General features: G+C 60.8%; 18 protein-coding genes. 6 read left to right on the top strand and 12 right to left on the bottom strand.

Annotated features, from left to right (window positions below):
- Window positions 1–8: 8 nt before the first annotated feature.
- The 4 genes from ACQY1J_RS10325 to ACQY1J_RS10310 all read right to left on the bottom strand — a co-directional run bounded on the left by ACQY1J_RS10325 (window position 9) and on the right by ACQY1J_RS10310 (window position 6,886).
- Complete coding sequence (locus ACQY1J_RS10325) at window positions 9–1,331, bottom strand: DUF930 domain-containing protein (protein ID WP_430251378.1); 1,323 nt, start codon at window positions 1,329–1,331, stop codon at window positions 9–11.
- Window positions 1,332–1,444: 113 nt separating this feature from the next.
- A complete protein-coding gene (rpoD, locus tag ACQY1J_RS10320) occupies window positions 1,445–3,496 on the bottom strand; it encodes an RNA polymerase sigma factor RpoD (RefSeq protein ID WP_062455900.1) in 2,052 nt (683 codons plus the stop codon).
- Between the two features lie 537 nt (window positions 3,497–4,033).
- On the bottom strand, window positions 4,034–6,049 hold the full coding sequence (gene dnaG / locus ACQY1J_RS10315) for a DNA primase (RefSeq protein ID WP_430251377.1): 2,016 nt from the start codon (window positions 6,047–6,049) through the stop codon (window positions 4,034–4,036).
- A 384-nt stretch (window positions 6,050–6,433) separates the two neighbouring features.
- A complete protein-coding gene (locus ACQY1J_RS10310; protein WP_062455897.1) occupies window positions 6,434–6,886 on the bottom strand; it encodes a GatB/YqeY domain-containing protein in 453 nt (150 codons plus the stop codon).
- Window positions 6,887–7,193: 307 nt separating this feature from the next.
- Between ACQY1J_RS10310 and carA the strand changes: the two genes are divergently transcribed.
- Entirely contained in the window at window positions 7,194–8,399 is a 1,206-nt protein-coding gene (gene carA / locus ACQY1J_RS10305; RefSeq protein WP_430251376.1) for a glutamine-hydrolyzing carbamoyl-phosphate synthase small subunit, read from the top strand.
- Between the two features lie 42 nt (window positions 8,400–8,441).
- Here carA and ACQY1J_RS10300 read toward each other — a convergent pair whose 3' ends face one another.
- The 3 genes from ACQY1J_RS10300 to ACQY1J_RS10290 form a co-directional block, all read right to left on the bottom strand.
- Window positions 8,442–9,857, bottom strand: a complete 1,416-nt coding sequence (locus ACQY1J_RS10300) for an MATE family efflux transporter (RefSeq protein WP_082476280.1) — start codon at window positions 9,855–9,857, stop codon at window positions 8,442–8,444.
- A 383-nt stretch (window positions 9,858–10,240) separates the two neighbouring features.
- On the bottom strand, window positions 10,241–11,137 hold the full coding sequence (gene ypfJ, locus ACQY1J_RS10295) for a KPN_02809 family neutral zinc metallopeptidase (protein ID WP_430251375.1): 897 nt from the start codon (window positions 11,135–11,137) through the stop codon (window positions 10,241–10,243).
- Window positions 11,138–11,237: 100 nt separating this feature from the next.
- Entirely contained in the window at window positions 11,238–12,467 is a 1,230-nt protein-coding gene (locus ACQY1J_RS10290; RefSeq protein WP_430251374.1) for an MFS transporter, read from the bottom strand.
- 308 nt (window positions 12,468–12,775) lie between these two features.
- On the opposite strand from ACQY1J_RS10290, the gene carB reads away from it, so the two are divergent.
- A complete protein-coding gene (carB, locus tag ACQY1J_RS10285; protein WP_062576875.1) occupies window positions 12,776–16,264 on the top strand; it encodes a carbamoyl-phosphate synthase large subunit in 3,489 nt (1,162 codons plus the stop codon).
- 106 nt (window positions 16,265–16,370) lie between these two features.
- Window positions 16,371–17,939 carry an MFS transporter gene (locus ACQY1J_RS10280; RefSeq protein ID WP_430251373.1) on the top strand — a complete coding sequence of 523 codons (1,569 nt, stop codon included), beginning with the start codon at window positions 16,371–16,373 and terminating at the stop codon, window positions 17,937–17,939.
- 4 nt (window positions 17,940–17,943) lie between these two features.
- Here ACQY1J_RS10280 and ACQY1J_RS10275 read toward each other — a convergent pair whose 3' ends face one another.
- The 3 genes from ACQY1J_RS10275 to ACQY1J_RS10265 all read right to left on the bottom strand — a co-directional run bounded on the left by ACQY1J_RS10275 (window position 17,944) and on the right by ACQY1J_RS10265 (window position 21,105).
- Entirely contained in the window at window positions 17,944–18,321 is a 378-nt protein-coding gene (locus tag ACQY1J_RS10275) for a DUF6693 family protein (RefSeq protein ID WP_062455881.1), read from the bottom strand.
- Between the two features lie 100 nt (window positions 18,322–18,421).
- Window positions 18,422–19,873 carry a UdgX family uracil-DNA binding protein gene (locus ACQY1J_RS10270; protein WP_430251907.1) on the bottom strand — a complete coding sequence of 484 codons (1,452 nt, stop codon included), beginning with the start codon at window positions 19,871–19,873 and terminating at the stop codon, window positions 18,422–18,424.
- Complete coding sequence (locus ACQY1J_RS10265) at window positions 19,873–21,105, bottom strand: putative DNA modification/repair radical SAM protein (RefSeq protein WP_062455876.1); 1,233 nt, start codon at window positions 21,103–21,105, stop codon at window positions 19,873–19,875. The genes ACQY1J_RS10270 and ACQY1J_RS10265 overlap by 1 nt, the downstream gene beginning before the upstream one ends.
- 242 nt (window positions 21,106–21,347) lie before the next feature.
- Between ACQY1J_RS10265 and greA the strand changes: the two genes are divergently transcribed.
- The 3 genes from greA to ACQY1J_RS10250 all read left to right on the top strand — a co-directional run bounded on the left by greA (window position 21,348) and on the right by ACQY1J_RS10250 (window position 23,901).
- A complete protein-coding gene (greA, locus tag ACQY1J_RS10260) occupies window positions 21,348–21,824 on the top strand; it encodes a transcription elongation factor GreA (RefSeq protein WP_430251372.1) in 477 nt (158 codons plus the stop codon).
- A gap of 63 nt (window positions 21,825–21,887) precedes the next feature.
- Window positions 21,888–22,940 carry a glycosyltransferase family 4 protein gene (locus ACQY1J_RS10255; protein ID WP_430251905.1) on the top strand — a complete coding sequence of 351 codons (1,053 nt, stop codon included), beginning with the start codon at window positions 21,888–21,890 and terminating at the stop codon, window positions 22,938–22,940.
- 70 nt (window positions 22,941–23,010) lie between these two features.
- A complete protein-coding gene (locus tag ACQY1J_RS10250; protein WP_430251371.1) occupies window positions 23,011–23,901 on the top strand; it encodes a 3-deoxy-manno-octulosonate cytidylyltransferase in 891 nt (296 codons plus the stop codon).
- Window positions 23,902–23,924: 23 nt separating this feature from the next.
- Here ACQY1J_RS10250 and ACQY1J_RS10245 read toward each other — a convergent pair whose 3' ends face one another.
- Window positions 23,925–24,656 carry a hypothetical protein gene (locus ACQY1J_RS10245; RefSeq protein ID WP_430251370.1) on the bottom strand — a complete coding sequence of 244 codons (732 nt, stop codon included), beginning with the start codon at window positions 24,654–24,656 and terminating at the stop codon, window positions 23,925–23,927.
- 60 nt (window positions 24,657–24,716) lie between these two features.
- Window positions 24,717–25,730, bottom strand: coding sequence for a Stealth CR1 domain-containing protein (locus ACQY1J_RS10240; RefSeq protein WP_430251369.1), 1,014 nt, complete (start codon window positions 25,728–25,730; stop codon window positions 24,717–24,719).
- Window positions 25,731–25,751: the final 21 nt, after the last annotated feature.

Raw genomic sequence — 25,751 nt, 5'->3', positions numbered from 1 at the left:
CTTGAAGATCAAAACTCGGGAAAACCGCGCTTGCGCCATTCCGAGCGCGGCACGAGGCCACCCAGATTCATCGAAAACGAAACGATTTTCGTGGCATCGGCATCGACTTCGCAGCGGAAGCTGACGTCATGCCACTGGCCTTTGGCGCGAAAGCCGATATTGCGCGCCTCGAGAACCGTCCCATTGGGCAGCTTCGGTGCGGGCAAGACATCGGGATTGTAGGCGGGCGAGCCGTTCTGCAATTGCGCGCTGAGTTCCGACGAGCAGAGCTGCCCTGCCCGAACGCCGCGCGGAATGCCGGCCATCGCGACGATCGCCAGCGCATCACCGGTATCGCGCGCGGAAAACAGCGTTCTGACAGGCTTGAGATCGCCGGCGGCAGTGGATGGTTTCGGCGGCGCCGGCTTTTGCGTCGGCACGGGTGCGGAGGAAGGCGGCCCTGTAAAGAGCCCGGCCGACATAGCGTCTGGAGACAGGCCAGCGGCAGGTCCGGGCATTCCCGACGGATCGGAGCCTGGAACACTGAGCTGCGGTGGCGTCATATTGCTCGGTACCGGTGTCTCTTGTGGCGCGCCCTCGCCCTGTCCGTCGGGACCCGCCGTCTGTGCAGGCTCCTCCGGCGCGGGCGGATCGGCATCGGTCGTAGCGGGCGCTGGCGTATCCTCCGCAGCATTGCCGTCAAGCGCCCGGCGCGGACCGCTATCCTTTTCACCAAACTGGAACACCGGCCGCAGTGCGGACATCGGCGGCGCTGACGCCTGGTTCTCCTCCTCGGCCGGTGTCGGGCTTGCAGGCGGTGGCGGTGGCGTCGACTGCTCGGCCTTCTGCGGTGCCTCGGGCTCTTTCGCTTCTTCCGGCGCCTTTTCTTCGGGTGGCTTTTCTTGAGGCTGGGGCTCTTCGGGCTTTGGTTCTTCCGGCTTGGTAGGTTGAGGTTCCGGCGGCTTCGTCTCCTCCGGCTTTTCGTCCTGCGCAGGGGAAGGCGGCGGAGCAGCCTCGGGTGCCGAAGCCTTGCTCGCCGAAATCACGGGGTCCTCGAGCGGATCTTCCTGAGGCTTCTGCTCGGGCGGCTTTTCCGGCGGCGGCTCTTCGGCCTTCGCCTCTTCCTTGAGGTTCAGCTCGTCAGGCTTCTTCGCCTCTTCGACCGGCTCCTGCTTTTCCTCTTCCGGCGGCGGCACAATCTCCACCTGGACGGTTTCCTCCTCGGGAACCGCATTTGTCGGCAGCGGCAATTTGACGAGGAGCGCGCCCGCGATGATCAGATGCAGAGCGACGGACGCACCCAGCGCCGTTGCGATCACCTTCTTATGCGGGGCGGGAGACATATCCGGCATGGCTCCCATGTAGGATGGTTCGCGGGCATGATCGAGTCCGGCCCGATCACAACATCAATAAAAAAGCCCGGCACGTCATAACGGCCGGGCTTTTAATGGGTCTGGTCCAGCGATCAGCTGTCGAGGAACGAGCGAAGCTTGCGGCTCCGGCTCGGGTGCTTCAGCTTGCGCAGCGCCTTCGCTTCAATTTGGCGGATACGTTCGCGGGTGACCGAGAACTGCTGGCCGACTTCTTCGAGCGTGTGGTCGGTGTTCATGCCGATGCCGAAGCGCATGCGAAGAACACGTTCTTCACGCGGCGTCAGCGATGCGAGAACCCGCGTCGTCGTTTCACGAAGGTTCGCCTGAATGGCGGCATCGATCGGCAGCAGCGCATTCTTGTCCTCGATGAAGTCACCCAGATGCGAATCCTCTTCGTCACCCACAGGGGTTTCGAGCGAGATCGGCTCCTTGGCGATCTTCAGGACCTTGCGGACCTTTTCGAGCGGCATGGCCAGCTTTTCGGCCAGCTCTTCCGGGGTCGGCTCGCGGCCGATCTCGTGCAGCATCTGGCGCGATGTCCGGACGATCTTGTTGATCGTCTCGATCATGTGCACCGGAATACGGATCGTGCGGGCCTGGTCGGCGATCGAGCGGGTGATCGCCTGCCTGATCCACCAGGTCGCATAGGTCGAGAACTTGTAACCGCGACGGTATTCGAACTTGTCGACGGCCTTCATCAGGCCGATATTGCCTTCCTGGATAAGGTCCAGGAACTGCAGGCCGCGGTTGGTGTATTTCTTGGCGATGGAGATGACGAGACGAAGGTTCGCCTCGACCATTTCCTTCTTGGCGATCCGCGCCTCGCGCTCGCCCTTCTGCACCATCGACACGATCCGGCGGAATTCGGTGATCGAAATACCGGTTTCGGTCGCGAGACTCTGGATCTCCTGACGGATATCGCGAATGGCGTTGAACTCCGCCTTGGCGAAATCCTTCCAGCCGCGTGCCGACAGATTGGCGATCGACTTCATCCAGTTCGGATCAAGCTCGGCACCCTGATACTGTTCCAGGAACGAGTCGCGCTTGACGCCGTAGGATTCAGCCAGACGCAGAAGACGACCTTCGTTCTGCATCAGGCGCTTGGAGATGTCATAGAGCTGTTCGACAAGGCTTTCGACGCGGTTCTGGTTCAGTGACAGCGACTTCACTGCCGTGATCAGCTCGTCCTTCAGTTCCTTGTAGCGGCGCTCCTGAGCGGAAGACAGCGTGCCGGAGGCGGCAAGCCGCTGCTCGACCTGCTGGTCCTGAAGCTTGCGCAGCTTCTTGTAGGTATCCGCAATCGTGTCGAGCGTTTCCATGACCTGCGGGCGCAGTTCCGCTTCCATGGCGGCAAGCGAAAGGTTCGACTCGTCGTCGTCCTCTTCCTCTTCTTCCAAGCCCTGGTCACCGCCGACAGCGGTGATGTCGTCATCGTTGGCAGCAGAAAAACGGGCCTTGCGGGTCTTTTCCTTTTCCTCGGCAGCCTTGCGGTCCGCCTCGATCTTTTCCGGGCTCTGGAACTGTGGCGCAGCCTTCGCCTCGGGACCCGAATAGGTCGTCTCGAGATCGATGATCTCGCGCAGCAGCGTCGTGCCTTCGTTCAGTTCGTCGCGCCAGATGATCAGCGCCTGGAACGTCAGCGGGCTTTCGCACAGACCGGCGATCATCGTCTCGCGGCCAGCCTCGATGCGCTTGGCGATCGCGATTTCGCCTTCACGCGACAGAAGCTCGACCGAGCCCATTTCGCGCAGATACATGCGCACCGGATCGTCGGTACGATCGGTGGGTTCTTTCTTCTTCGCCGTGGCAAGAGCTGTGCTGGACGTCGGGGCAAGTTCGCCGCCTTCGCTCTCTTCGCTCTCGTTGGAGTCCTCCTCCTCGGTGGTGGCCTCCTCGGCTTCTTCATCTTCAACGACGTTGATGCCCATGTCGGACAACATCGCCATCGTGTCTTCGATCTGTTCGGAAGTGACCTCTTCGGACGGAAGAACCGAGTTAAGCTCGTCCATCGTCACGTAGCCGCGCTTCTTCGCGGCTTTGATCATCTTCTTGACCGCGTCGTCAGAAAGATCGAGAAGCGGACCGTCGACCGAGCCTTCGCGCTCGGTATCGGCTTCTTCGTTTTCTTTGACTTTAGTTGCCATGTATGTCGTCGCTTTCCCTGAACGCCACTGCGCAGCGCTTCGTGGCCTGCGGCGGAGGGCAAAAGCCACACCAGCCGCGAATCAATATCCAACTCGTAACGGAATGACCTTTAACTCCCGATTACCATCGGCGACCGCTACTCGCGGGGACCGCCAGAACGAAGATGCCGAACATCGCCGCGGCGCTAGACCCACTCCACCAATATTGCCCGAAATGGTGATTCCCACAAAATAACGCTTCGTCAAGTTCTTCCAAAGCTTGTGCCCAGGAAAAGTGGAAATTACCTTACGACCATGTCCCCGTTGGCGGTACTCCCGTCATATTGAAGCCATATGTAAGCGGTGCACAATGAAAGACAAGAGCCCGCCGCCCGGTAAAAACCCTTGGCTCTACCCGAAATGCGCGGGATTGACGCGATTTTCCGATGCGTTGCAACAATACAGTGATCAATCAAGAGCTGTATAGACCACTCCACTCGCGCTGTTAATCCATCAGGCGACCAATTCAACACGGTTTAGTATCTGCGCAGCTCTCCTTTATCCGTGACTGACGGCAGCGCCCTTGACGCGTCCTGACAGAACACCGAAGCCGTCGATGATCGCTTCCTGGTTTTCAAGCCTGGAAATTTCATTCTGTACCTCCAGAAGTGCACGCAGCAGGATCTCGGCACGCTCGGCCTCGTCCTCGGTCATCTCCGCGAGTTCACGCTCCAGCTCGATCTTCTGCCAGCGGAGCTCCTTGTTTCTGGAATGCAGTGCCCGGGTCTGACGGTAGGCTTGCAGCGAATCCTGCGGATCGGCCTCTTCCGTCGCCGTCCACAGTCGCGCATTGCGGATCTGCTGGTTCATCGACTTCAACAGTTCCTCAAAGCCATTCTCGCCGAGTTCCCGTTTCAGGTCCTGCACCGTCAAACCGGCACCGGCCTGCCCGACAATGGTCAGCACGCAAGACCACATCCGCTTCAGATCGCGGTTCTCGAATTCGATGGAGGCGATCTCGTCATACTCGTTGAGCAGAAGCTGCGGATGATGGACGATGGTCAGCGCCAGCACGCTTTCGCGCAGGGCCGGAAGGTCGAGATGTCCCCGCACTAGCCCCGATCGCGTCAGGCGGTCGGAAATGCCCATTCCGCGACCCTGCTGCTGGAAAGACGATCCACCCCTTCCGCCGGCTGCACCGCCTCTGCCGGCCCCGCCGCCTTCGCGCTGCTGGTAGCTTTGACGACGATCGCCACCGCCGCCATTGCGCTGCGGCTGGAACAAGCCGTTGAGACGATCGCGCACATTCTGCTGGTAGTGCCGGCGCACGCTTTCGTCGGCAATCACGGAAACGATCTGCTTGAGGCGCGCCTCGAGCTCCGCCCGCTTTTCCGGGGTCTCGAAGGCGGCACCATTGGTTTCCCGCTGCCAGACCATCTCCGCCAGCGGACGCGCCTGCGCGATCACGCCATCGAACGGCGCTCTTCCCTCGTGCTTGACGAGATCGTCCGGATCCTTGCCGTCTGGAAGCAACGCGAACCGGACCGAGCGGCCGGGCTTGATGGAGGGAAGCGCCAGATCCGCAGCACGGTTCGCGGCACGGATACCGGCACCATCGCCATCAAAGCACAGGACCGGTTCCGGCGTCATCCGCCAGAGCAGCTCCAGCTGGTTTTCGGTCAATGCCGTACCGAGCGGCGCAACTGCATTTTCGACGCCCACCTGGCTGAGCGCGATCACATCCATATAGCCTTCCACGGCAATGATCGTGCCCGGTTCCTTCGATCCCGGCCCCGGCTGTGCCGCCCGCCTGGCGCGGGTGAAATTGTAGAGCACCTGACCCTTGTGGAAGAGTTCAGTATCCGGCGAGTTCATGTATTTGGCCGGCGCATCCGGCGCCATCGCGCGTCCACCAAAGGCAATCACCTTGTCGCGCGACGACAGGATCGGGAACATGATGCGGTCGCGGAAATAGTCGTAGGAAACGGCAATCCCCTCGCCGTGACGCACCAGGCCGCAGGCCTCGATCTGCTCCTTGGCCACACCCTTGCCGGCCAGGAACTCCTTGAGCGCATTGCGGCTGTCCAGCGCATAGCCGAGCCGGAAATTCTCGATCGTGCGAGCCGTCAGTCCGCGGTCGCGAAGATAGGCGCGTGCCTTGGCGCCGGTTGGGCTCTGCAACTGGTCCTGAAAGAAGCGCGTCGCCATTTCCATGACGTCGAGAAGCGACATCCGCTCCCGTTCACGCTTTTCCGCCTGCGGATCGGGTTGCGGCATGGCGATACCAGCCATATCGGCGACCTGCTGGACGGCTTCTGGAAAGTTCAGCCCTTCCAGATCGGTCATGAAGCGGAAATGATCGCCCGACACGCCACAGCCGAAGCAGTGATAGCGGCCCTTGCGGTCCTCGCAGTGAAAGCTCGGGCTTTTCTCGCCATGGAACGGGCAGCAGGCCCAGAAATCGCCGCGCGCAGCATTGGTCTTCCTGCGATCCCAGGTGACACGACGGCCGATCACCGTCGAAATCGGCACCCGATCCCGGATCTCATCAAGAAAACTGTTTGAAAAGCGCATGTCTACCTCGCGGGCCAGAGACCATATTAAGGCTCAGTGCGCAGGAATGCCAGCCCGGCCGCAAATCATGCCCGCTATTCACAGGCCGCCGCTCCCGTGACCACCGACCCGATCAACCCACAGAAATTAACGAATTGTAACTTGCGATACACAGGTTCCCTGCATAGCGTTGAATCCGACAAGACGTGCCGTCAGTCGCCTCGACAGGCGGGTACGGGATCAGAGATTGCTCTTCAGGACGGCTGCCTGCAATGACTGCGGTCGATCGTCCTCTCCTACCGGTGGCATGTCCGCGGTCGGCCGATGGGAGGCGTAGGAGAGCAAAAGGCGGGAACTCCATGAGGGACTTCCCGCCTTTCTCGTTTTATGCGTAACGGCTAGACCTCAGCTCAGCTGCGCCTTGATCGTGCCGGACGCCTTGGCGAAGTCCATCTGACCGGCATAGCGTTCGCGCAGGATGGCCATCACCTTGCCCATGTCCTTCATTCCAGCAGCACCGATTTCGGCGATGACGGAAGCGACGATCTCGCTCGCCTTTTCGTCGGAAATCTGTTCCGGCATGAAGGATTTGATGACGGCAATCTCTTCGCGTTCCTGTGCTGCAAGTTCCGGGCGGGCGTTGTCTTCGTAGATCTTCGCCGACTCTTCGCGCTGCTTCACCATCTTCTGGAGGATCTGCAGGATTTCGTCGTCGGTGGCGGCGTCCTTGCCGGTGCCGCGATTGGCGATGTCGCGGTCCTTGATGGCGGTCTGGATCAGCCGCACGGTCGAAAGCCTGCGGGTTTCCTTCGCCTTCATCGCTTCCTTCATCGCTTCGGAAAGCTTCTCGCGCAACATGGCCTGTCTCCTTGAACGTCACTCGATCCGCAGCGGATCGATCTTTTGCGACGTCATAGAACAAGCGTGAACGCCGATCAAACGTTTTGCCGACACAGCAAAACTCACCGATTGCCGGGCTTTGCGCGCAGCTTTCTCACAAACGGCAATTGACCCGCTGTTCGGCCTTGTTTATGTCGAGGACCTGCACAACATTTGGATAGTGGGCCGCAAGCGGGTTTCCGCGCGCCCTTTTCTGCGACGAGAGATGACCTCGACACCCTGTTTTCCGTTTCGGGAAACGGGCCGCTGGGGCAGAAGGATGGATATGACCGCGACCACCCCTTGGACCACGAAAAAACCCACCGCCGTTCTCGTGCTTGCCGACGGAACCGTGATTGAAGGAACAGGCATCGGCGCGACCGGCAAGGTCACCGCCGAAGTGGTGTTCAACACTGCGCTTACCGGCTACCAGGAAATTCTGACCGATCCGTCCTATCTCAGCCAGATCGTCACCTTCACCTTCCCGCATATCGGCAATATCGGCACCAATGACGAGGACATCGAAGACCTGACGCCCGCTGCACGCCGCGGCGCCGTCGGCACGATCTTCAAGGCCGATATCACCGAACCCTCGAACTACCGCTCGGCAAAGGATCTGGACTCCTGGCTGAAGAGCCGCGGCGTCATCGGCCTGTCGGGCATCGACACGCGCGCGCTCACCGCCTGGATCCGCCAGAACGGTGCCCCGAACGCCGTGATCGCCCATGATCCGAACGGCAATTTCGACATCGAAGCGCTAAAGGCCGAAGCCAAGGCCTGGAGCGGCCTCGAAGGCCTCGACCTCGCCAAGGAAGCAACCTCCGGCCAGTCGTCGCAGTGGACCGAAAAGCCATGGGTCTGGAACGAAGGTTCAGAAGAGCTGAAGGCCGAGGATGCCAAGTATCACATCGTCTGCATCGACTACGGCGTGAAGCGCAACATCCTGCGCCTGTTCACCGGCCTCGACTGCAAGGTCACGGTCGTGCCGGCCCAGACATCGTCGGAAGACATTCTGGCGCTCAACCCTGATGGCATCTTCCTGTCGAACGGCCCGGGCGATCCGGCAGCCACCGGCGCTTATGCTGTCCCAGTCATCCAGGACATCGTCAAGACCGACATCCCGACCTTCGGCATCTGCCTCGGTCACCAGATCCTCGGCCTGGCACTCGGTGCCACGACCGAAAAAATGCACCAGGGTCATCACGGCGCCAACCACCCGGTCAAGGATCACACGACCGGCAAGGTGGAGATCGTGTCGATGAACCACGGCTTCGCGGTCGACTCGAAGTCGCTGCCGCAGGGTGTTGAGGAGACTCACATTTCGCTGTTTGACGGCACCAATTGCGGCCTGCGTCTTTCCGGCAAGCCGGTCTTCTCCGTCCAGCATCACCCGGAAGCATCGCCCGGTCCGCAGGACAGCCACTACCTGTTCCGCCGCTTCATCAACATGGTGCGCGAGAACAAGGGAGAGGCAGCGCTCGCAGAGCGCTAAAACCTTCTCAAGTCACGGTTTCAATCAGATGGCTCGCTGCTCTCAGCGGGCCATTTGCTTATGGCGCTGCAAAAGAATCCAGAACCGTCCGCACAGGAAGAGAGCTGCGGCGGCAAGGCCGATCACGAAACCGAACCAGACACCCTCGCCGCGATAGCCGAGCGGAAATGCGAACACCCAGGCGCAGACGAAGCCGATCGGCCAGTAGGCGATCAGCGCCAGCAGCATCGGCACTTTCGTATCCTTCAATCCGCGCAGAAGCCCGGCCCCCACGGCCTGCAGCCCGTCCACCAGCTGGAAGATGCCGGCAATGACAATCAGCGGTGTGGCGAGCGCGAGCACCGCAGCGGCGTCCGGCTGGCTGGTGTCGAGGAAAAGCCCCGCCAGCGCGCCCGGCATCACGGCGTAAAGGACACCGCCGATCGCCGTGAAGATGATGCTGACGATCAGCACGGCCCCACCGGCCCTTCGAACACCGACCATGTCGCCACGACCGTTGGCAAGACCGACCCGAACCGTTGCGACCTGCGCCAGACCCAGCGGCACCATGAAGGCGATCGAGGCAAGCTGCAGCGCGATGCCGTGGGCGGCAAGCTCGAGCTTGCCGATACTGCCCATCATCAGCGAAGCCGCCGCAAACAGGCTCGTTTCGGCAAGGATCGTGAAGCTGATCGGCAGTCCGAGCAGGAAGACTTCCCGAACCATCGACCAGTCAGGCTTCCAGAAGCGCACGAAGAGTTCATAAGCGCGCATGGCGGGCTGCGCCTGCACATAGGCAATCGCGATCAGGAAGCCGACCAGGTTGGCGGACACGGCTGCGATCGCCGCGCCATGAAGACCCAGCTGCGGCGCTCCGTAATGACCGAAGATCAGCAGATAGGCGACGATCGCGTTCATGATGAACATGCCGATCGTGATGTAGAGAACGATCCCGCCCTTCTCCAGCCCGGTCACGAAGCTGCGCAATGCCATCAGGCCGAGCGCCGGGAACATGCCCCATTGCGCAATGCGCAGATAGCTCTGCGCATTGGCCGCGACATCGGGCGCCTGACCAAGGCCGAGCAGCATCGGTTCGCTAAACCAGAGCAGCGGCGCGACAACCGTGCAATAGGCAATCACCACCCACAGCCCCATGCGCACCGACCGGCGCACGCCGATCCGGTCGCCGTGGCCGAGCGCCTGCGCAACCAGCGGCACGACGGCGCTGGTGAACCCGGTGCCAAAGATGAACACGACGAAAAACAGCTGCGTCGCGATGACGACGGAGGCCAGTTCGGTCGTCCCAAGCCAGCCGACCAGAATGACGTCGGTCGTATGGATCGCCATCTGCGCAAGCTGGGCTCCCACCAGCGGGATGCCGAGCGCAAACGTGCCGCGCAGATGCGACGACCAGGAACGATCCGTAATGACGGCGTCATGCGGCGCAGATGCACCGGCAGTGTTCGGCAAGCCCGACATCGATAAATCCTACAAATGGAAAAAGCCGCTTCCAGAAACGGTCAGCGGCACGGTACCCTGCCTATAAAGAAGGCATCGGGGTTCATCAAGGCTCGGCACCGATCCAGCAGAAATTGTAGGGCGAAGTTCACCAACGTTGATGGATTGACATGACAGGTCTGACGGACAGATCGATAGGAGGATGGTGCGGCCTGCATTTTCGGCCTTGTCCATCGGTGCGGGCTGGTGCCGAATGCAGCCCGGCATAGGTCCCGGCTTTGCGGAGTCGAGCACGCCAAAACCGGGAAGGTGCGGGCGATCGGTCTCGCCGCCCACACGATTTTTTCTAAGATCGATCTCTAAGTCACGGCTCTGCTGCTCGCCGGAGCAGCAAAGATCACTGCTCAGACATTGCCCGAGAACGTGTCGCAGGCCTTCATGTCGCCGGTGTCGAAGCCCTGCTTGAACCAGCGCATACGCTGCTGCGAGGTGCCGTGGTTGAAGCTTTCCGGGACGACATAACCCTGACTGCGCTTCTGCAGCGTGTCGTCACCGATCTGCTGGGCGGCGTTCAAAGCCTCCTCCAGATCGCCGCTTTCGAGAAAGCCCCTCTGCTGGGTCCGCTTGCCCCAAACGCCGGCAAAGCAGTCCGCCTGAAGCTCGACGCGAACCGACATGCGGTTGGCCTCGGTCTCGCTCATATTCTGCCGCGCCTGGTTGAATTTCGGCAATACGCCGAGCAGGTTCTGCACGTGATGCCCGACTTCATGCGCGACCACATAGGCCTCGGCAAAATCGCCTCCGGCCCCAAGCCGCTGGCTGAGTTCCTTGAAGAACTCCGTATCCAGATAAACCTTGCGGTCACCCGGGCAGTAGAACGGGCCGCTTGCCGACGACGCAAAACCGCAGGCAGACCGGACCTGACCGCCGAAGAGAACCAGCGTCGGCTCTTCGTAGCGAGCGCCGTTGCTCTGGAAAATTTCGTTCCAGGTGTCTTCGGTATCAGCAAGGACGGTGCGGACGAAACCGGTCATCTCGTCTTCAGCCGGCGTACGCGGCGCCTGCTGTGTAGTGCTGGTGCCCGTATCCATGCCGGTATCGCCGCCCGACAGAAGCGTCAGCGGATTGATGCCCGTGACCCAGCAGATGATCAGCACGACGACGATGCCGCCGATGCTCAATCCACCACCGCCACGTCCGCCGCCACCGATCGGGATGCGGAAACCGCCACCGCGGCCACCCATCGAGGCACCCCGTTGATCCTCGACATTGTCGGATTGCCGACGCCCTTTCCATTCCATATCGCACCCCAGGTTCTAATAAGTTCGGTCGGAAATGATCCTTGACGACGATATAGAACAGGCCCGCCAAATATCCATGTCGGGATGTCAGGCTGTTGGCTCAGGCGACCCTCAGCTGCGTCTTGCTGGGCAGGAACACGGTGAGAAGGCCAAGCGCCGGCAGGAAGGCGCAGATGGAATAGACAAAACTGATGCCCCTGTGGTCGGCGATGATCCCGAGCACGGCGGCGGCAATGCCACCCATGCCGAATGCGAGCCCGAAGAAGATGCCGGCGATCATCCCGACCCGGCCAGGCACCAGCTCCTGCGCCATGACGATAATGGCCGGAAACGACGACGCCATCAGCAGCCCAACGATACCCGACAGCACGATCGTCATCGGCAAATTCGCAAACGGCATCGCCAGCGTGAACGGCAGCACGCCGAGGATGGAGATCCAGATCACCACCTTGGAGCCGAACCGGTCGCCGATCGGACCGCCGATCAACGTGCCCAGCGCCGTCGCGCCCAGAAACACGAACAGCATGATCTGCGACGACTGCACGGTGACGCCAAAGCGCTCGATAACGAAGAACGTGTAATAGCTGCCGATCGCCGCCATGTAGATGTTCTTCGAAAAGGTGAGGATCGCCAGCACGACCAGCGCAACCATCACCGTGCGCCGCGGCAGGCTGTGGATGCCAAGGCTCTTCTTGCGCCCCTTGTTGGCCAGCATATGCGCCTTGTACCAGCGCGCGACCCAGGAGAGGATCACGATGCCGAGCAGCGCGATTGCCGAAAACCAGGCGACGCTGCCCTGCCCCATCGGCACGATGATGAAGGCCGCCAGCAATGGCCCGATCGCCTGGCCGAAATTGCCGCCCACCTGAAAGGTCGCCTGCGCAAACCCATAGCGCCCGCCGGACGCCAGCCGCGCCACCCGCGACGACTCCGGGTGAAACACCGCCGACCCGATGCCGATTAGCGCAGCCGCCACCACGAGCATCACATAGACATGCGAACCGGCGAGCAGGAACAGACCGACAAATGTCGCCCCCATGCCGATCGGCAGGGAATAGGGAAACGGCTTCTTGTCGGTAATAATGCCGATCACCGGCTGCAGCAGCGATGCGGTGCATTGGAAGGCCAGCGTCAGAATGCCGATCTGCCAGAAGTCGAGATTGTAGTCGGCCTTGAGCATCGGATAGATCGCCGAGATCATCGACTGCATGATGTCGTTGAGCATATGGCAGAAGCTGACCGCAAAAATGATCGGCATCACCGTTTTGTCGGCGGGAGCGGGTGCGGCGGCCGCGGGTTCAATCGCGGCATTTGAAGTAGCATCGGCCATGGTTTCCTCCGCGCAAGCGGTCGTCGTCACGGAAGGCCGTTGCTGCTTATATTATTGTTTGCGCAATCTACTGGTGCGGTTGCAACCTGTCCATGTCACTAAACCCCGTTGCGGTACGCCTCGAAACGCGCGGGCAAATCTACCTGGCAGCCATGTCGATTCCTGTCGATATGCTCAATTATGGGGTTCCGTTCCCCGGCACATTTCCCTATAAGCCGCGTCTAGCCAGAAAAAACATGCGCACGCCACCCGACCGGAGCTTCACGCCCCGTGCCGGTTTTTCGCGCAGAAAAAAGTGGATAGAGATCATGCCGAAGCGCCAAGACATCAAATCGATCCTCATCATCGGGGCGGGCCCGATCGTCATCGGCCAGGCATGCGAATTCGACTATTCCGGCACCCAGGCGTGCAAGGCGCTGCGCGAAGAAGGTTACCGGGTCATCCTGGTCAACTCCAACCCGGCAACGATCATGACCGATCCGGGCCTGGCCGACGCCACCTATATCGAGCCGATCACCCCGGAAGTGGTGGCCAAGATCATCGCCAAGGAACGCCCTGACGCGCTTTTGCCGACCATGGGCGGCCAGACAGCTTTGAACACCGCGCTTTCGCTGAAGAGAATGGGCGTGCTCGACCGCTACAATGTCGAGATGATCGGCGCCAAGCCCGCCGCCATCGACATGGCCGAGGACCGCGCCCTCTTCCGCGAAGCCATGAGCCGCATCGGCCTCGAAACCCCGAAGTCGATGCTGGCCAATGCCACCGACATCAAGGATGCCGACCGCAAGACCCACGAAGCCGAGCGCAACAAGGTGAAGGCCGAGCTGTCCGGCGCCGAGCTCGACAAGGCGCTCGACGCGCTCGAAAACCAGTGGAACCTCGGCGAAACCGACCGCAAGCAGCGCTATATCAGCCATGCCATGGCGATTGCGGCACAGGCTATCGACGTCGTCGGCCTACCCGCCATCATCCGCCCGTCCTTTACCATGGGCGGCACCGGCGGCGGCATTGCCTATAACCGCTCGGAATTCTTCGAAATCATCGGCGGCGGCCTCGATGCCTCGCCGACCACCGAAGTGCTGATCGAGGAATCGGTTCTCGGCTGGAAGGAATACGAGATGGAAGTGGTCCGCGACACCGCGGATAACTGCATCATCATCTGCTCGATCGAGAACATCGACCCGATGGGCGTCCACACCGGTGACTCGATCACCGTCGCGCCGGCCCTCACGCTGACCGACAAAGAATACCAGATCATGCGCAACGCATCGATCGCGGTCCTGCGCGAGATCGGTGTCGAGACCGGCGGCTCCAACGTCCAGTTCGCGGTCAATCCGGCCGATGGCCGTCTTGTCGTCATCGAAATGAACCCGCGCGTATCGCGTTCGTCGGCGCTCGCTTCGAAGGCCACCGGCTTCCCGATCGCCAAGGTCGCGGCAAAGCTTGCCGTCGGCTACACGCTCGACGAACTCGACAACGACATCACCGGTGGTGCAACCCCTGCCTCGTTCGAACCGTCGATCGATTACGTCGTCACCAAGATCCCGCGCTTTGCCTTCGAGAAATTCCCGGGCGCCTCGCCGGTCCTCACCACCGCCATGAAGTCGGTCGGTGAAGTCATGGCGATCGGCCGTACCTTTGCCGAATCGCTGCAGAAGGCTCTCCGCGGCCTTGAAACCGGCCTGACCGGTCTCGACGAGATCGAGATCCCCGGCATGGAAGAGGGCGAAGGCTCCAAGAACGCCATTCGCGCGGCCATCGGCACGCCGACGCCGGACCGTCTGCGCCAGGTCGCCCAGGCTCTGCGTCTCGGTCTCTCCGAAGCCGAAGTGCATGAAGCCTGCAAGATCGACCCGTGGTTCATCGCCCAGTTCAAGGCGATCGTCGACATGGAAGCGCGCGTTCGCGAACACGGCCTGCCGGCTGACGCCGAGAACCTGCGCATGCTAAAGGCCATGGGCTTCTCCGACGCCCGCCTTGCCAGCCTGACCAAGAAGCGCCCGAAGGAAGTCGCGGAACTGCGCAACGCGCTCAACGTGCGGCCCGTCTTCAAGCGCATCGATACCTGCGCTGCCGAATTCGCCTCGCCGACCGCCTACATGTACTCGACCTACGAGACACCGTTCGTCGGCGAACTGCGCTCGGAAGCCGAAGTCTCGACCGCCAAGAAGGTCGTCATCCTCGGCGGCGGTCCGAACCGCATCGGCCAGGGCATCGAGTTCGACTATTGCTGCTGCCACGCCGCCTTCGCCCTGAAGGATGCCGGCTACGAAGCGATCATGATCAACTGCAACCCCGAGACCGTATCGACCGACTACGACACGTCCGACCGCCTCTATTTCGAGCCGCTGACGGCCGAAGACGTGATCGAGATCCTCCGTGCGGAACAGGAAAAGGGTGAAGTGGTCGGCGTCATCGTGCAGTTCGGCGGCCAGACACCGCTGAAACTCGCAGAAGCGCTCGAAAAGAACGGCATACCGATCCTCGGAACGGCGCCCGACATGATCGACTTGGCCGAAGACCGCGACCGCTTCCAGAAGCTTCTTATGAAGCTTGACCTGACGCAGCCGAACAACGGCATTGCCTACTCGGTCGAACAGGCCCGCCTAGTAGCGTCGGAAATCGGCTTCCCGCTGGTCGTTCGCCCATCCTACGTTCTCGGCGGCCGCGCCATGCAGATCCTGCATTCGGAAAGCCAGCTGCAGAGCTACCTGCTCGATACGGTGCCGGAACTGGTGCCTGAGGATATCAAGCAGCGCTACCCGAACGACAAGACCGGCCAGATCAACACGCTGCTCGGCAAGAACCCGCTTCTGTTCGACAGCTACCTCTCCAACGCCATCGAAGTCGATGTCGACTGCCTCTGCGACGGCACCGACGTCTATGTCGCCGGTATCATGGAGCATATCGAGGAAGCCGGCATTCACTCGGGCGACAGCGCCTGCTCGCTGCCACCGCGCACGCTGTCCAACGAGATGATCGACGAGCTGGAACGCCAGGCAACGTCGATGGCCAAGGCGCTTAACGTCGTCGGCCTGATGAACGTCCAGTTCGCCATCAAGGACGGCACCGTCTACGTGCTCGAAGTCAATCCGCGTGCCTCGCGCACCGTGCCCTTCGTGGCCAAGACTATCGGCGCCCCGATCGCAAAGATCGCCGCCCGTGCCATGGCCGGCGAAAAGCTCGACGCTATCTTTGCGGCCTACGGCACCAAGCCCGATCCGCGCAACCTGAAGCATATCGCGGTCAAGGAAGCGGTCTTCCCGTTTGCCCGCTTCCCCGGCGTCGACATCCTGCTCGGACCGGAAATGCGTTCGACCGGCGAAGTGATGGGTCTCGATACGGACTTCGCGCTCGCCTTCGCCAAGAGCCAGCTCGGTGCAAGCGTCGAACTGCCCCGCGACGGTGCGGTCTTCGTGTCGGTCCGCGACGACGACAAGCCACGCGTGCTGCCGGCCATCCGCATGCTGAAGGAAATAGGCTTCAAGGTCATCGCCACCGGCGGTACCGCCCGCTTCCTCGCCGAAAACGGCATCGAGTCGACCAAGATCAACAAGGTCCTGGAAGGACGCCCGCATATCGAGGATGCCATCCGCAACCGCCAGGTCCAGCTCGTCATCAACACGACGGATAGTAACAAGGCGATCTCGGACTCGAAATCGCTGCGCCGTGCAACGTTGATGCAGAAGGTGCCGTATTACACGACGATATCAGGTGCCGAATCCGCTGCGATGGCGATCAAGGCGCTGAAGGCCGGCAATCTCGAAGTGCGGACGCTGCAAAGCTACTTCGCGTAACACTCTCCAACGGGCGCCTCTGGCGCCCGTTTTCTTTGCTGGCCCCGCGGTTGCCCGATCCTGAGACGTGCGGTAAATCCGCAAGCCGATATCTGGGAGAGGAACGATGCAGACGCCGTCGCAACATCCGGGCCACGAGCCTGCCGGTCGCCGGGAATGGATCGGTGCCTGCGTCCTGTCGATCGCCTGCCTGATCTACTCGATGGACTTGTCCATCCTGTTTCTCGCCGTCCCCGCGATCGTCGTGGATCTCGATCCGTCCGCGTCCGAACTGCTCTGGATCAACGACATCTACGGCTTCATGGTCGCCGGTTTTCTCGTCACCATGGGCACGCTCGGAGACCGGATCGGCCGCCGCCGCGTGCTGCTGATCGGCGCATTCGCCTTCGGGATCGCCTCGGCACTTGCCGCCTTCTCATCGACAGCGCAGCAACTCATCGCCGCCCGTGCGCTTCTCGGCATTGCCGGCGCGACGATCGCGCCCTCGACCCTGTCGCTGATCGTCAACCTCTTCAAGAACGAAGCCGAGCGAAACCGGGCGATCGGCATCTGGGGAACAGCTTTCGCACTGGGCGGACTAATTGGCCCGCTCCTCGGCGGCTTTCTCCTGCAGTATTTTCACTGGGGCTCGGTGTTTCTCATCAACATTCCGATCATGCTGGTGCTTCTGGTCGTCGCCCCGTTCCTATTGCCGGAATACAAGAGCCCGGAAAGTGCCAAGCTCGATCTCGTCAGCGTCGTCCTGTCGCTCGCGACCGTGCTGCCGGTGATCTACGGCTTCAAGCACATGGCGGCAGATGGGTTCCAGAGCCAGCATCTGATCCCGATCGCGGTCGGCGTTGCGTTCGGCTACCTGTTCATCCGCCGTCAGAAGCGCCTGACGCAGCCTCTGATCGACCTCAAGCTTTTCGCCATCCCCGCCTTCACCGCCTCGCTTCTCGTCAATCTCGCGGGCATGTTCTTCGTCTTCGGGGTGTTTCTCTACCAGAACCTCTTCCTGCAGTTCGTGCTCGGCCTGTCGCCGCTCGAAGCCGCCCTCTGGTCGATCCCGTCATCGATCGTCTTTACCGTCATGTCACTACAGGCCTACCGTTTCACCAACCGGTTCGGTCCGGTCAACACCGTCCTGATCGGTCTCATCATCAACGCGGCCGGCATGTTCTCCATGTCCATCGCTGCCTATTCCGAGAGCCTTTACGGCGTCCTCGGCTCGACCATGATCATCGCCATCGGCTTTGTGCCCGTCGTTTTGACGACGACTGGCCTGATCGTTGGCACGGCGCCACCGGAACGCTCCGGCTCGGCCTCGGCGATTTCCGAAACCAGCGCCGAATTCGGCGGCGCCCTCGGTGTCGCCCTTCTCGGCAGCTTCGGCACACTGGTCTATCGCATTCTAATGGATGGCGCGGATGTTACCGGCCTCGACCCTGCCCAGGCAGCGACGGTCAGGGCGACCATCGGCGGCGCCGTCGAGACGGCCCGCGGGCTCGGCGGAAGCGCTCTTCAGGCAGGCGAAGGCCCGGTCTGGCTGGAGGCCGCCCGGCAATCCTTCTCGACGGGTTTTGCCAGCTGCTGCCTCCTCGCCTCACTGGTCCTGCTTATCCTCGCAGCGACTGCTCGCACGATCTACGCCCGCGCCCATATCGACGAAAGCGCGATCGGCTCGGGACACTGAGCTGTCAGATATAAACGAGCCTTGTCCTGTTGAAGCAGAGCCGCAAGGTGCGGAAGACGTAGAACACAAGACCGATCCCGAGCGTCACGATGGAGATCAGGATCCAGATCAGGATGTGACCTATCATCTCCGCCAGGTTGAGTTCACATTCGAGCCGGGCGATCCGCTGGCCGTCCCGGCCGATCAGGTAGGTCTTGTTGATGATGCTCTTGTAGAAGTAGTAAACCGCGAAGAACGCACCGATCCCAAGTGTCAACACACTGATGATCACCCAGAGTATGATATACCCGACCGCCTCCATTAGCGAATATTCGCACCGAAGCGTGGATCCGAAAGGTTGCGTCTTGAATGGCGGCGTGACCGCAACGTCTGTATTCGACATATTCCCCAGCTATAGTCTTGAGAGACCCCGCCGAATACAGCTTTCATTTCAAGACGAAGTCAATTGAAACCTGGGCCCGCCAATGAACCTGATGCTTCGCTTACGAAGCCAACCGTCCGATTGCCACGATATCCTCTTTGAACCGCGCCACCTCCTCCGCCTTTCGCCCCAGATCGGGGATGCGAAGCAGGTAGGACGGATGCACGGTGACAAACAGCATCCGACCGTTCTGCATGGCAATCGGCCTGCCCCGGACGTCCTCCAGCTTGTGGCGCATCTCGGTCAGTGAAAACAGCGCGGTCGCACCCATCGCGACGACCAGCTTGGGCTGCACCAGATCGAGTTCTTGGACGAGCCACCAGCGACACTGCTGCACCTCGCCCATATTTGGCTTCTGGTGAATGCGCCGCTTGCCGCGTGGCTCGTATTTGAAATGCTTCACCGCATTGGTGATGTAGAATTGCGTCCGGTCGATCCCGGCCGCGCTCACCGCCTCGTTGAACACTTTGCCCGCCGGCCCGACGAAGGGACGCCCGGCCAGATCCTCCTGATCGCCCGGCTGCTCGCCGACGATCATCACCTTGGCATTGACGGGCCCCTCGCCGAAAACCGTCTGGGTCGCCATGCAATGGAGGTCACAGCGGGTGCAGCGACGTGCTTCCTCCCGCAAGGCCTCGATTGTACCGGCGGTCGGCCCTTCTGGCGTGGGCACCCGTGCTGCGGCTTCCTGGATGCGATGGTGGAACGCCAGGGGTTCGCTCGCCGCCTTGCGTCCCATCTCGATCACATTTGCCTCGGCGCTGGCGATCATGCCCGGAATAAGCTCGGCCTCGGGCAGGTTCTTCCAGTACTTCTTCGGCATTTCCGACATCATCATCTTCACCTTCAGCCGCGCGGGGTTGAAGATATTGGCATAGTAAGTCCGCCACAGATCGTCCGTGTCGTCGCGAAGGTCGGGCTTTTCGGCGGGCTCATCGCTGGTCCGCAGGGTCTCGCCATCCCAGGACGCCGAACCCTTGGGCGTCACGATCAGCCAGTCCATGTCGTTGAAACGACGCTGAAAAAACGGGGCCACACGGTCGATGATAAAATGATCAGGCTCGAACCAGGACACAAAGCGCCGGCGTCCGGCAACACCCTCCGGCAGTGGGATTTCCTTGAAACGGACGAAGGCGGTCATCTTGTGATAGTCGCGGCCGATCGACTTCGACATCCGGTTTGCCGCAACCACATCCGGGTCGGTCGCCATACCCAGAAAATTGCGCCCGTGCGCCATGCGAAACAGCATCCGGTAGAGAAGCGAGAACCGCGTCGGATCGGAATGGCAGATGACCGAGGCGGCAAGCTTCAGAAAGGCTGGAGGAACACCCTGCGTCACCGGCTTGTCGACAGGCTCAGGCAACTGATTGCCGTCCAGCCCGAACAATCCGTCCGTGTCGTCCATCGTGCGCCACTCGACACGATCAGGTGCGATGCCGGCCGCCAGATAGGCACGCGCAGCATCGCGCCACTCGGTCAGATCGCCTCTCCCCCGCAACAAGACTCGGTACATCATAGAAGCGACAGCTGCTCCGGCTTTGGCTGGAACATGGATCGCAGATCGGCCCGGTCGGCAAGCTTGCGCGGTGTCCACCCTTCGCAGGTGATAAAGGGCTGTACCTTCTTCAGAGACACGCTCAGCCGCTTTAAATCCTCCAGCCGCAGCTTGCGAAACCTGCGCGACGACAGGATCGCTCCGACGGTCTTGGTCCCGAAACCCGGCACCCTCAGCAGCGTCTCCTTGTCCGCCCTGTTCACATCGACCGGAAACTTGTCGCGGTTGCCGAGCGCCCAGGCAAGCTTCGGATCAAGGTCTAGATCCAGCATGCCGTTTTCCGTGGACGCCGTAATCTCGCCGATCTCGAACCCGTAGAACCGGTAAAGCCAGTCCGCCTGATAGAGCCGATGCTCGCGCATCAACGGCGGCTTGATCAGCGGCAGTGTCTTCGACGAGTCCGGGATCGGACTGAAGGCAGAGTAATAGACGCGTTTCAGGCTGTAGCTGCCATAAAGTCTGGCGCTCGTCCCAAGAATGGTCGCGTCGTTGGCGCCGTCTGCCCCGACGATCATCTGCGTGCTCTGGCCGGCAGGCGCGAACCGCTTGCGACGCTTGGTCTGCAGCGTCGGATCGCGCATTTCCTCGATCTTCAGGCGCAGATCGCCCATCGAGCGACGAATATTGGCGGGCCGCTTTTCCGGCGCAAACTGGCTGATCCCGGCATCGGTCGGCAGTTCGATGTTGATCGACAGACGGTCGGCATAAAGCCCCGCCTCCTCGATCAGCTGCTGCGACGCTTCCGGGATCGTCTTCAAATGGATGTAGCCGCGAAAATTATGAACGGTCCGCAATTCCCGCGCGATCCGTACCATGTCGCCCATCGTGTGATCGGACGAGCGGATAATGCCCGACGACAGGAACAGACCCTCGATATAATTGCGCCGATAGAATTCCAGCGTCAGCCAGATAACCTCTTCAGGCGTGAACCGGGCGCGCTCGACATTGCTGGAGGAACGATTGATGCAATAGGCACAATCGTAGATGCAGAAATTCGTCATAAGGATTTTCAGAAGGGAGATGCAGCGACCATCCGGGGCATAGGCATGGCAGATGCCGGACCCCTCGGTCGAACCCAATCCGCCGGATACCGACGAATCTCTCTTCGATGTCCCGCTGGAGGCGCAGGAGGCGTCGTACTTGGCAGCGTCCGACAGGATCGCCAACCGTTCTTTCAGCGACTTCTTCATTAGTGCGTTCTCTATATGTTCTTTATGACTGCGTCAACCCGTTGACAAATCGAGGGACGTTTGATTCATTCAACTCCAGCTGGCGCATCTGACACCATTTCGATTTTCCTAGCGGGAGCAGTCGAAATTCTGTTATGATGCCCTAAATTCAGATGCTGCAGATGGTTCCGAAGTTACCGCTCCGGAACCTGTTTCTTTTTGTGTCCGCGGCATCCGCGGACATGCGCCTTAAGGACAAGAAAATGGTTGAAAAGGTACCGATGACGCCGAAGGGGTTTACCCAGTTGCAGGAAGAACTGCGCTGGCGCCAGCAGGAGGAGCGTCCCCGCATCATCGAAGCGATTGCGGAAGCGCGCGCTCATGGTGACCTTTCGGAAAACGCCGAATACCACGCGGCCAAGGAAGCCCAGAGCCACAATGAAGGCCGCATCGGCGAGCTGGAAGATTTCACGGCCCGCGCCGAAGTGATCGACCTCTCCAAGATGTCCGGTTCCACGATCAAGTTCGGCGCAACCGTCAAGCTGATCGATGAGGATACCGAAGAGGAAAAAACCTATCAGATCGTCGGCGATCAGGAAGCCGATGTGAAGGCTGGCCGCATCTCGATCTCCTCACCCATCGCCCGTGCCATGATCGGCAAGGAAAAGGGTGACAGTATCGAAGTCGTCGCCCCTGGCGGCTCAAAAGCCTACGAGATTCTCGCCATTACCTGGGGCTGATCGCTCGTGGAAACGTCTGGCGAAGTCGCCACGGAGATGGGCAGCGGTATCGCTCCCGGCTCCGTGGTCGATATATCCGATATCGAAGTGATTGCGCCGAACTTCAAGAAGCGGCTCTCCGGAGTGACGTCCACGATCGTCCAGCTGATTCCGGTGCAAAGGGCAAAGGGTCAGAAGATCGCGGTCCTCGGGCCCGGCCTGCCCTCCCACCTCCCCCACATCCGCTACGCCGACCTTCCCGCGCTGTGGTCACCGCCATCAGGGCGGCGCGCCCGTGTCTGGCATGCCCGCCGCAATATCGAAATGCTGCCCGGCCTCTTCATGCGCGATGTGCTGCGGATGCCGCTGAAGCTCTTGTTTACCTCCGCCGCGCAACGAACCCATTCCGCCTGGACGCGTTTTCTGATCAGCAAGATGGATGCGGTCGTCGCGACGTCTGCACGATCGGGTTCATACCTGAAAATGCCCTATAAGGTGGTGCACCACGGCGTCGATCTCGATCTCTTCCGTCCCTCCGGCCCATCCGACCCTTCCTCCCCGGCAGATGGTTTCGGCAAGCATCTGATCGGCTGCTTCGGGCGCGTTCGGCATCAGAAGGGCACAGACCTTTTCGTGCGCGCCCTGATCGAACTGTTGCCGTCCTATCCCGAATGGACGGGCGTCGTCTGCGGGCGTGTCACGCCGGACAACAAGGTTTTCGGCGATGCGTTGAAAGCCGATGTCGCCATGAGCGGTCTGACAGATCGCATCCTGTTCATGGGCGAAGTGGACGACATCAAACCTTGGTACCGTCGCCTGTCTCTGTATGTGGCGCCGTCCCGTAATGAAGGCTTCGGACTGACGCCGCTCGAGGCGATGGCATCGGGAACCGCAGTCGTTGCAAGCGATGCCGGCGCCTATTCCGAAATGATCGTCGAAGGTGAGACGGGATCGGTTGTTCCGGCCGGCGATTACACGGCGCTTCGCGATGCACTTCGCACCTATTTCGAAAACCCTGCACTGGCCGGCCAGCAGGGCTGGAGCGGTCGCGAGCATGTGCGCGTCGCCTTCGCCATCGAAAAGGAAGCCAACAGTCTGGCGGAAATCTACGAAACGCTTTTAGAGACCAGACCATGAAAACTTCAGAGGTATTCGGTGCCACGCAACCGGTCCGGCTCTGCCCGCATCTGCATGGAGGACGCTTCAAATGACGGAACTTTCTGCCGGGATGGCGCAGCACAGACCGACGACGAGCGGCCTTATGAACGAGGAAGACTGGCAGCAGTTTTTCGCCGGCTATACCAACATCGTCCTTGTCGCCAACAGTGACGAGCAGAACTTCAACGAGATCCACGCCGCCTATCCGGAAACGACGCTGTTCGTCTTTTTCAACTACGTCAGCAAGGTGCTGAAAGCGCCGTTCACGCGCAATTCGCTGCTCGTGGCACGCACCAGCCGTGTCGGGTCCGAACTGATCTACGACAACGCTCTCGACAAGGTGCTGGCCCTGCTGCCGGGCCCCGGGTTTACCGGTATCATGAGCATGCGTGCTGCCACGATGGAACAGGTGACGGAACCGGCCGAGTTCGGCGGCGTCGCAGCAGGTGCCATCGACCTGTGCGGTTACCTCGAAGATTTCTACCCGCGCGACCATACCGCCAGCTCGGGCTTCGCGCTTTCGGTCTGGCTCTGCGAGAAGGTCCCGCAGGCGAAGGTCGTGCTGTGCGGTTTTTCGGGACGCCGCAGCCGCAAGTGGCAGATGTTCCACATCCACGACTGGACGTTCGAACAGTCGGTGCTGCAACTGCTCGCCAACAGCGACAAGCTCGAAATGGCAGGAAGAACAGCTTTCAATCCCTACAAGGCGCTGTCGCGCCACTTCCCCGATATCGACAACAGCAACTTCGTGTTCGCGGCGATCCAGGTCCTTTCCGAACGGCTGGAAAACAGCAACCGCAACCTCGGCAAGCTGATCACGATCACCATGCCGCTTCGCGTCATCTACAATCTCGCAAGAGGTATGCGGATCAGGTCCAAGAAGGACAGGCTGGTGAAGCAGCGCAAAAAGCAGCGCGCAAAGAATGGCGAGCCATCCTGAACCCGGGACAACTCACGCTGCTGCTACCACCATCCGCTGCGATCGCGGTGGTGGAGCGCTCGTAAACGGCTGAATGCCGTGTCGTTCTCCTGCAGGCGGTCGTAGATCGCCTTCGCGATCGCGCCGGCAATCCCCTGTTTGAAAAACGGATCGAGCCGCCAGCGCATGTTTCGCAGCGTGTCGTCGGTCCCCACCTTGAACAGATACATCCCGTTGAACCTGTGCATCGGCGCACCTTGCGTCTGTTCGATCGCATCTTGCGAGACAGGACGCTCGTCGCCGCCATGGATAAAGCGGTCGGTCTCGTAAACCTTGATCGTGTTGGCAAGCGAGGAGCCGATCATGGCGATCGCCCTTGCCGTCATGTCCTCGTCGAGATCGGCGATGCTGTCGCTCGCGGAGATCAGCCATCGCAGATCGAGATGGGCGGTGAGGAACGGCGCTTCATTCTCCCACAGGGTCTTGAACTGCTGGTACGTCTCCCGGACATTATATTCGCGCCGCATCAGGACGATAAGCTGTGCATGATAGAACAGCAGTTCCGGCTGGCCTTTGAACTCCAGTCTCAGGTTCGCCATGTGATCGTCGAGCGACTTCTGCTTGCCCGACCGGTGCTCGCGATCCGAATCCTCGATCAGCCGCTGCTTCATGCCCGCGTAATCCTGGTCGAGCTTGGCGTATTTTGCTGCTCCCCAGCGCTTGCGGTAGCGGTTGAAGGACAGCAGTGCCTCGAGCTTACTCTTCTTGCGTACCACGCACGTTCTCCAAGTCTTGCTGCCGTAGCCTCGGCAGTCCTGTCTACACCGGTAACCTCGTCAGTCTGTCGCCCGCAGGTGTTCGATAAGCCGGTGCGGCAGATGGGTGTGAAATTTCGTTATCATCACGTCAGTCAGCGCCTGGCGAAGCTCGATGCTGAGTTCGTCCTGGCTCTGGATACATCCGAACGGGGCGCTGCCCTGTTCGATCATGGCGAGTACAGGTGCGGTCGCCCGCTTCTGCCGCGGCTTGATATAGGCCGTGCGGTGTTCGGGTAACGGGGTCGCGCCAAAGCGCTCCATCTCGAGATGATTGGCAAGCGCAACCGGCGAATGCTGGGCGATGTTGCGAAAGCGATGGGAGAGCTGCTGGCGGAGCACGTCGGGATGCGCTGCATAGTAATCGGCAAGCGTTGAGCGTCTGACCGCGTGAAAGTAATGGCCGACCTGCAGAAACCGGTTCTTCGCACCCGCCAGCTCTGCCCCCTTCTCCTGCGCGACGGTAAAGCTCGGAACAGCGTTGGACGCTTCCGCCCGCTGCCGCTTGAACCACCGCAGGCACTGCTTGAGGCGGGATCGCAATCCGCTTTTCACGCGCCCGTAAATCATCGGCTTGCCGTCGCGAAAGAACGCGGAGGCAGATGTCGGAGCGTTCAGAAAGAAGTCGTCATTGCTGTAGACGAAATTCTCGCAAAGTCCCGGAATATTCCAGACCGCAGTCTCGATCGACAGCGAATTGAACGTCGGCAGCACGGCCGGAAGCCCGTCGAAAACCACCTTGTGATCAACGATGGCGATGAAATCTTCCGTGCAGAAACCCGCCTGCGCAAAACTGTCGACGAATTCCGGCTTCTGCCCGTCCGTGACGATGTGAATTTTGGTGATGAACGGCGCGTATTTCAGCACGGAGGCGATGAGATAGTAAATCTCGCCGTTATCGGCAAACCGCGTCGGGCTGGATGCCACCGCGTGCGAGCTCGACGCAACGTCATCGTATCGCAGGCGCTTCGCGCGATGCTCCGGGTCCGATCCATCCACCCAGGTGATCACAAGCTCGATGTCGTGGCTGGACATGCTCTGGTTCCTGCTCCCTGC

Source organism: Neorhizobium sp. DAR64860/K0K1, from assembly GCF_050500205.1.
Lineage (GTDB): Bacteria > Pseudomonadota > Alphaproteobacteria > Rhizobiales > Rhizobiaceae > Neorhizobium > Neorhizobium soli.
The sequence above is the reverse complement of the archived record's forward strand: the minus strand, read 5'-3'. Positions and strand labels throughout refer to the sequence as shown.

What these genes read in the sequence shown, in the direction of transcription:
- ACQY1J_RS10325 (WP_430251378.1), bottom strand. Translation starts at nt 1,331, where the DNA reads ATGCCGGATATGTCTCCCGCCCCGCATAAGAAGGTGATCGCAACGGCG.
- rpoD (WP_062455900.1), bottom strand. Translation starts at nt 3,496, where the DNA reads ATGGCAACTAAAGTCAAAGAAAACGAAGAAGCCGATACCGAGCGCGAA.
- dnaG (WP_430251377.1), bottom strand. Translation starts at nt 6,049, where the DNA reads ATGCGCTTTTCAAACAGTTTTCTTGATGAGATCCGGGATCGGGTGCCG.
- ACQY1J_RS10310 (WP_062455897.1), bottom strand. Translation starts at nt 6,886, where the DNA reads ATGTTGCGCGAGAAGCTTTCCGAAGCGATGAAGGAAGCGATGAAGGCG.
- carA (WP_430251376.1), top strand. Translation starts at nt 7,194, where the DNA reads ATGACCGCGACCACCCCTTGGACCACGAAAAAACCCACCGCCGTTCTC.
- ACQY1J_RS10300 (WP_082476280.1), bottom strand. Translation starts at nt 9,857, where the DNA reads ATGTCGGGCTTGCCGAACACTGCCGGTGCATCTGCGCCGCATGACGCC.
- ypfJ (WP_430251375.1), bottom strand. Translation starts at nt 11,137, where the DNA reads ATGGAATGGAAAGGGCGTCGGCAATCCGACAATGTCGAGGATCAACGG.
- ACQY1J_RS10290 (WP_430251374.1), bottom strand. Translation starts at nt 12,467, where the DNA reads ATGGCCGATGCTACTTCAAATGCCGCGATTGAACCCGCGGCCGCCGCA.
- carB (WP_062576875.1), top strand. Translation starts at nt 12,776, where the DNA reads ATGCCGAAGCGCCAAGACATCAAATCGATCCTCATCATCGGGGCGGGC.
- ACQY1J_RS10280 (WP_430251373.1), top strand. Translation starts at nt 16,371, where the DNA reads ATGCAGACGCCGTCGCAACATCCGGGCCACGAGCCTGCCGGTCGCCGG.
- ACQY1J_RS10275 (WP_062455881.1), bottom strand. Translation starts at nt 18,321, where the DNA reads ATGTCGAATACAGACGTTGCGGTCACGCCGCCATTCAAGACGCAACCT.
- ACQY1J_RS10270 (WP_430251907.1), bottom strand. Translation starts at nt 19,873, where the DNA reads ATGTACCGAGTCTTGTTGCGGGGGAGAGGCGATCTGACCGAGTGGCGC.
- ACQY1J_RS10265 (WP_062455876.1), bottom strand. Translation starts at nt 21,105, where the DNA reads ATGAAGAAGTCGCTGAAAGAACGGTTGGCGATCCTGTCGGACGCTGCC.
- greA (WP_430251372.1), top strand. Translation starts at nt 21,348, where the DNA reads ATGGTTGAAAAGGTACCGATGACGCCGAAGGGGTTTACCCAGTTGCAG.
- ACQY1J_RS10250 (WP_430251371.1), top strand. Translation starts at nt 23,011, where the DNA reads ATGACGGAACTTTCTGCCGGGATGGCGCAGCACAGACCGACGACGAGC.
- ACQY1J_RS10240 (WP_430251369.1), bottom strand. Translation starts at nt 25,730, where the DNA reads ATGTCCAGCCACGACATCGAGCTTGTGATCACCTGGGTGGATGGATCG.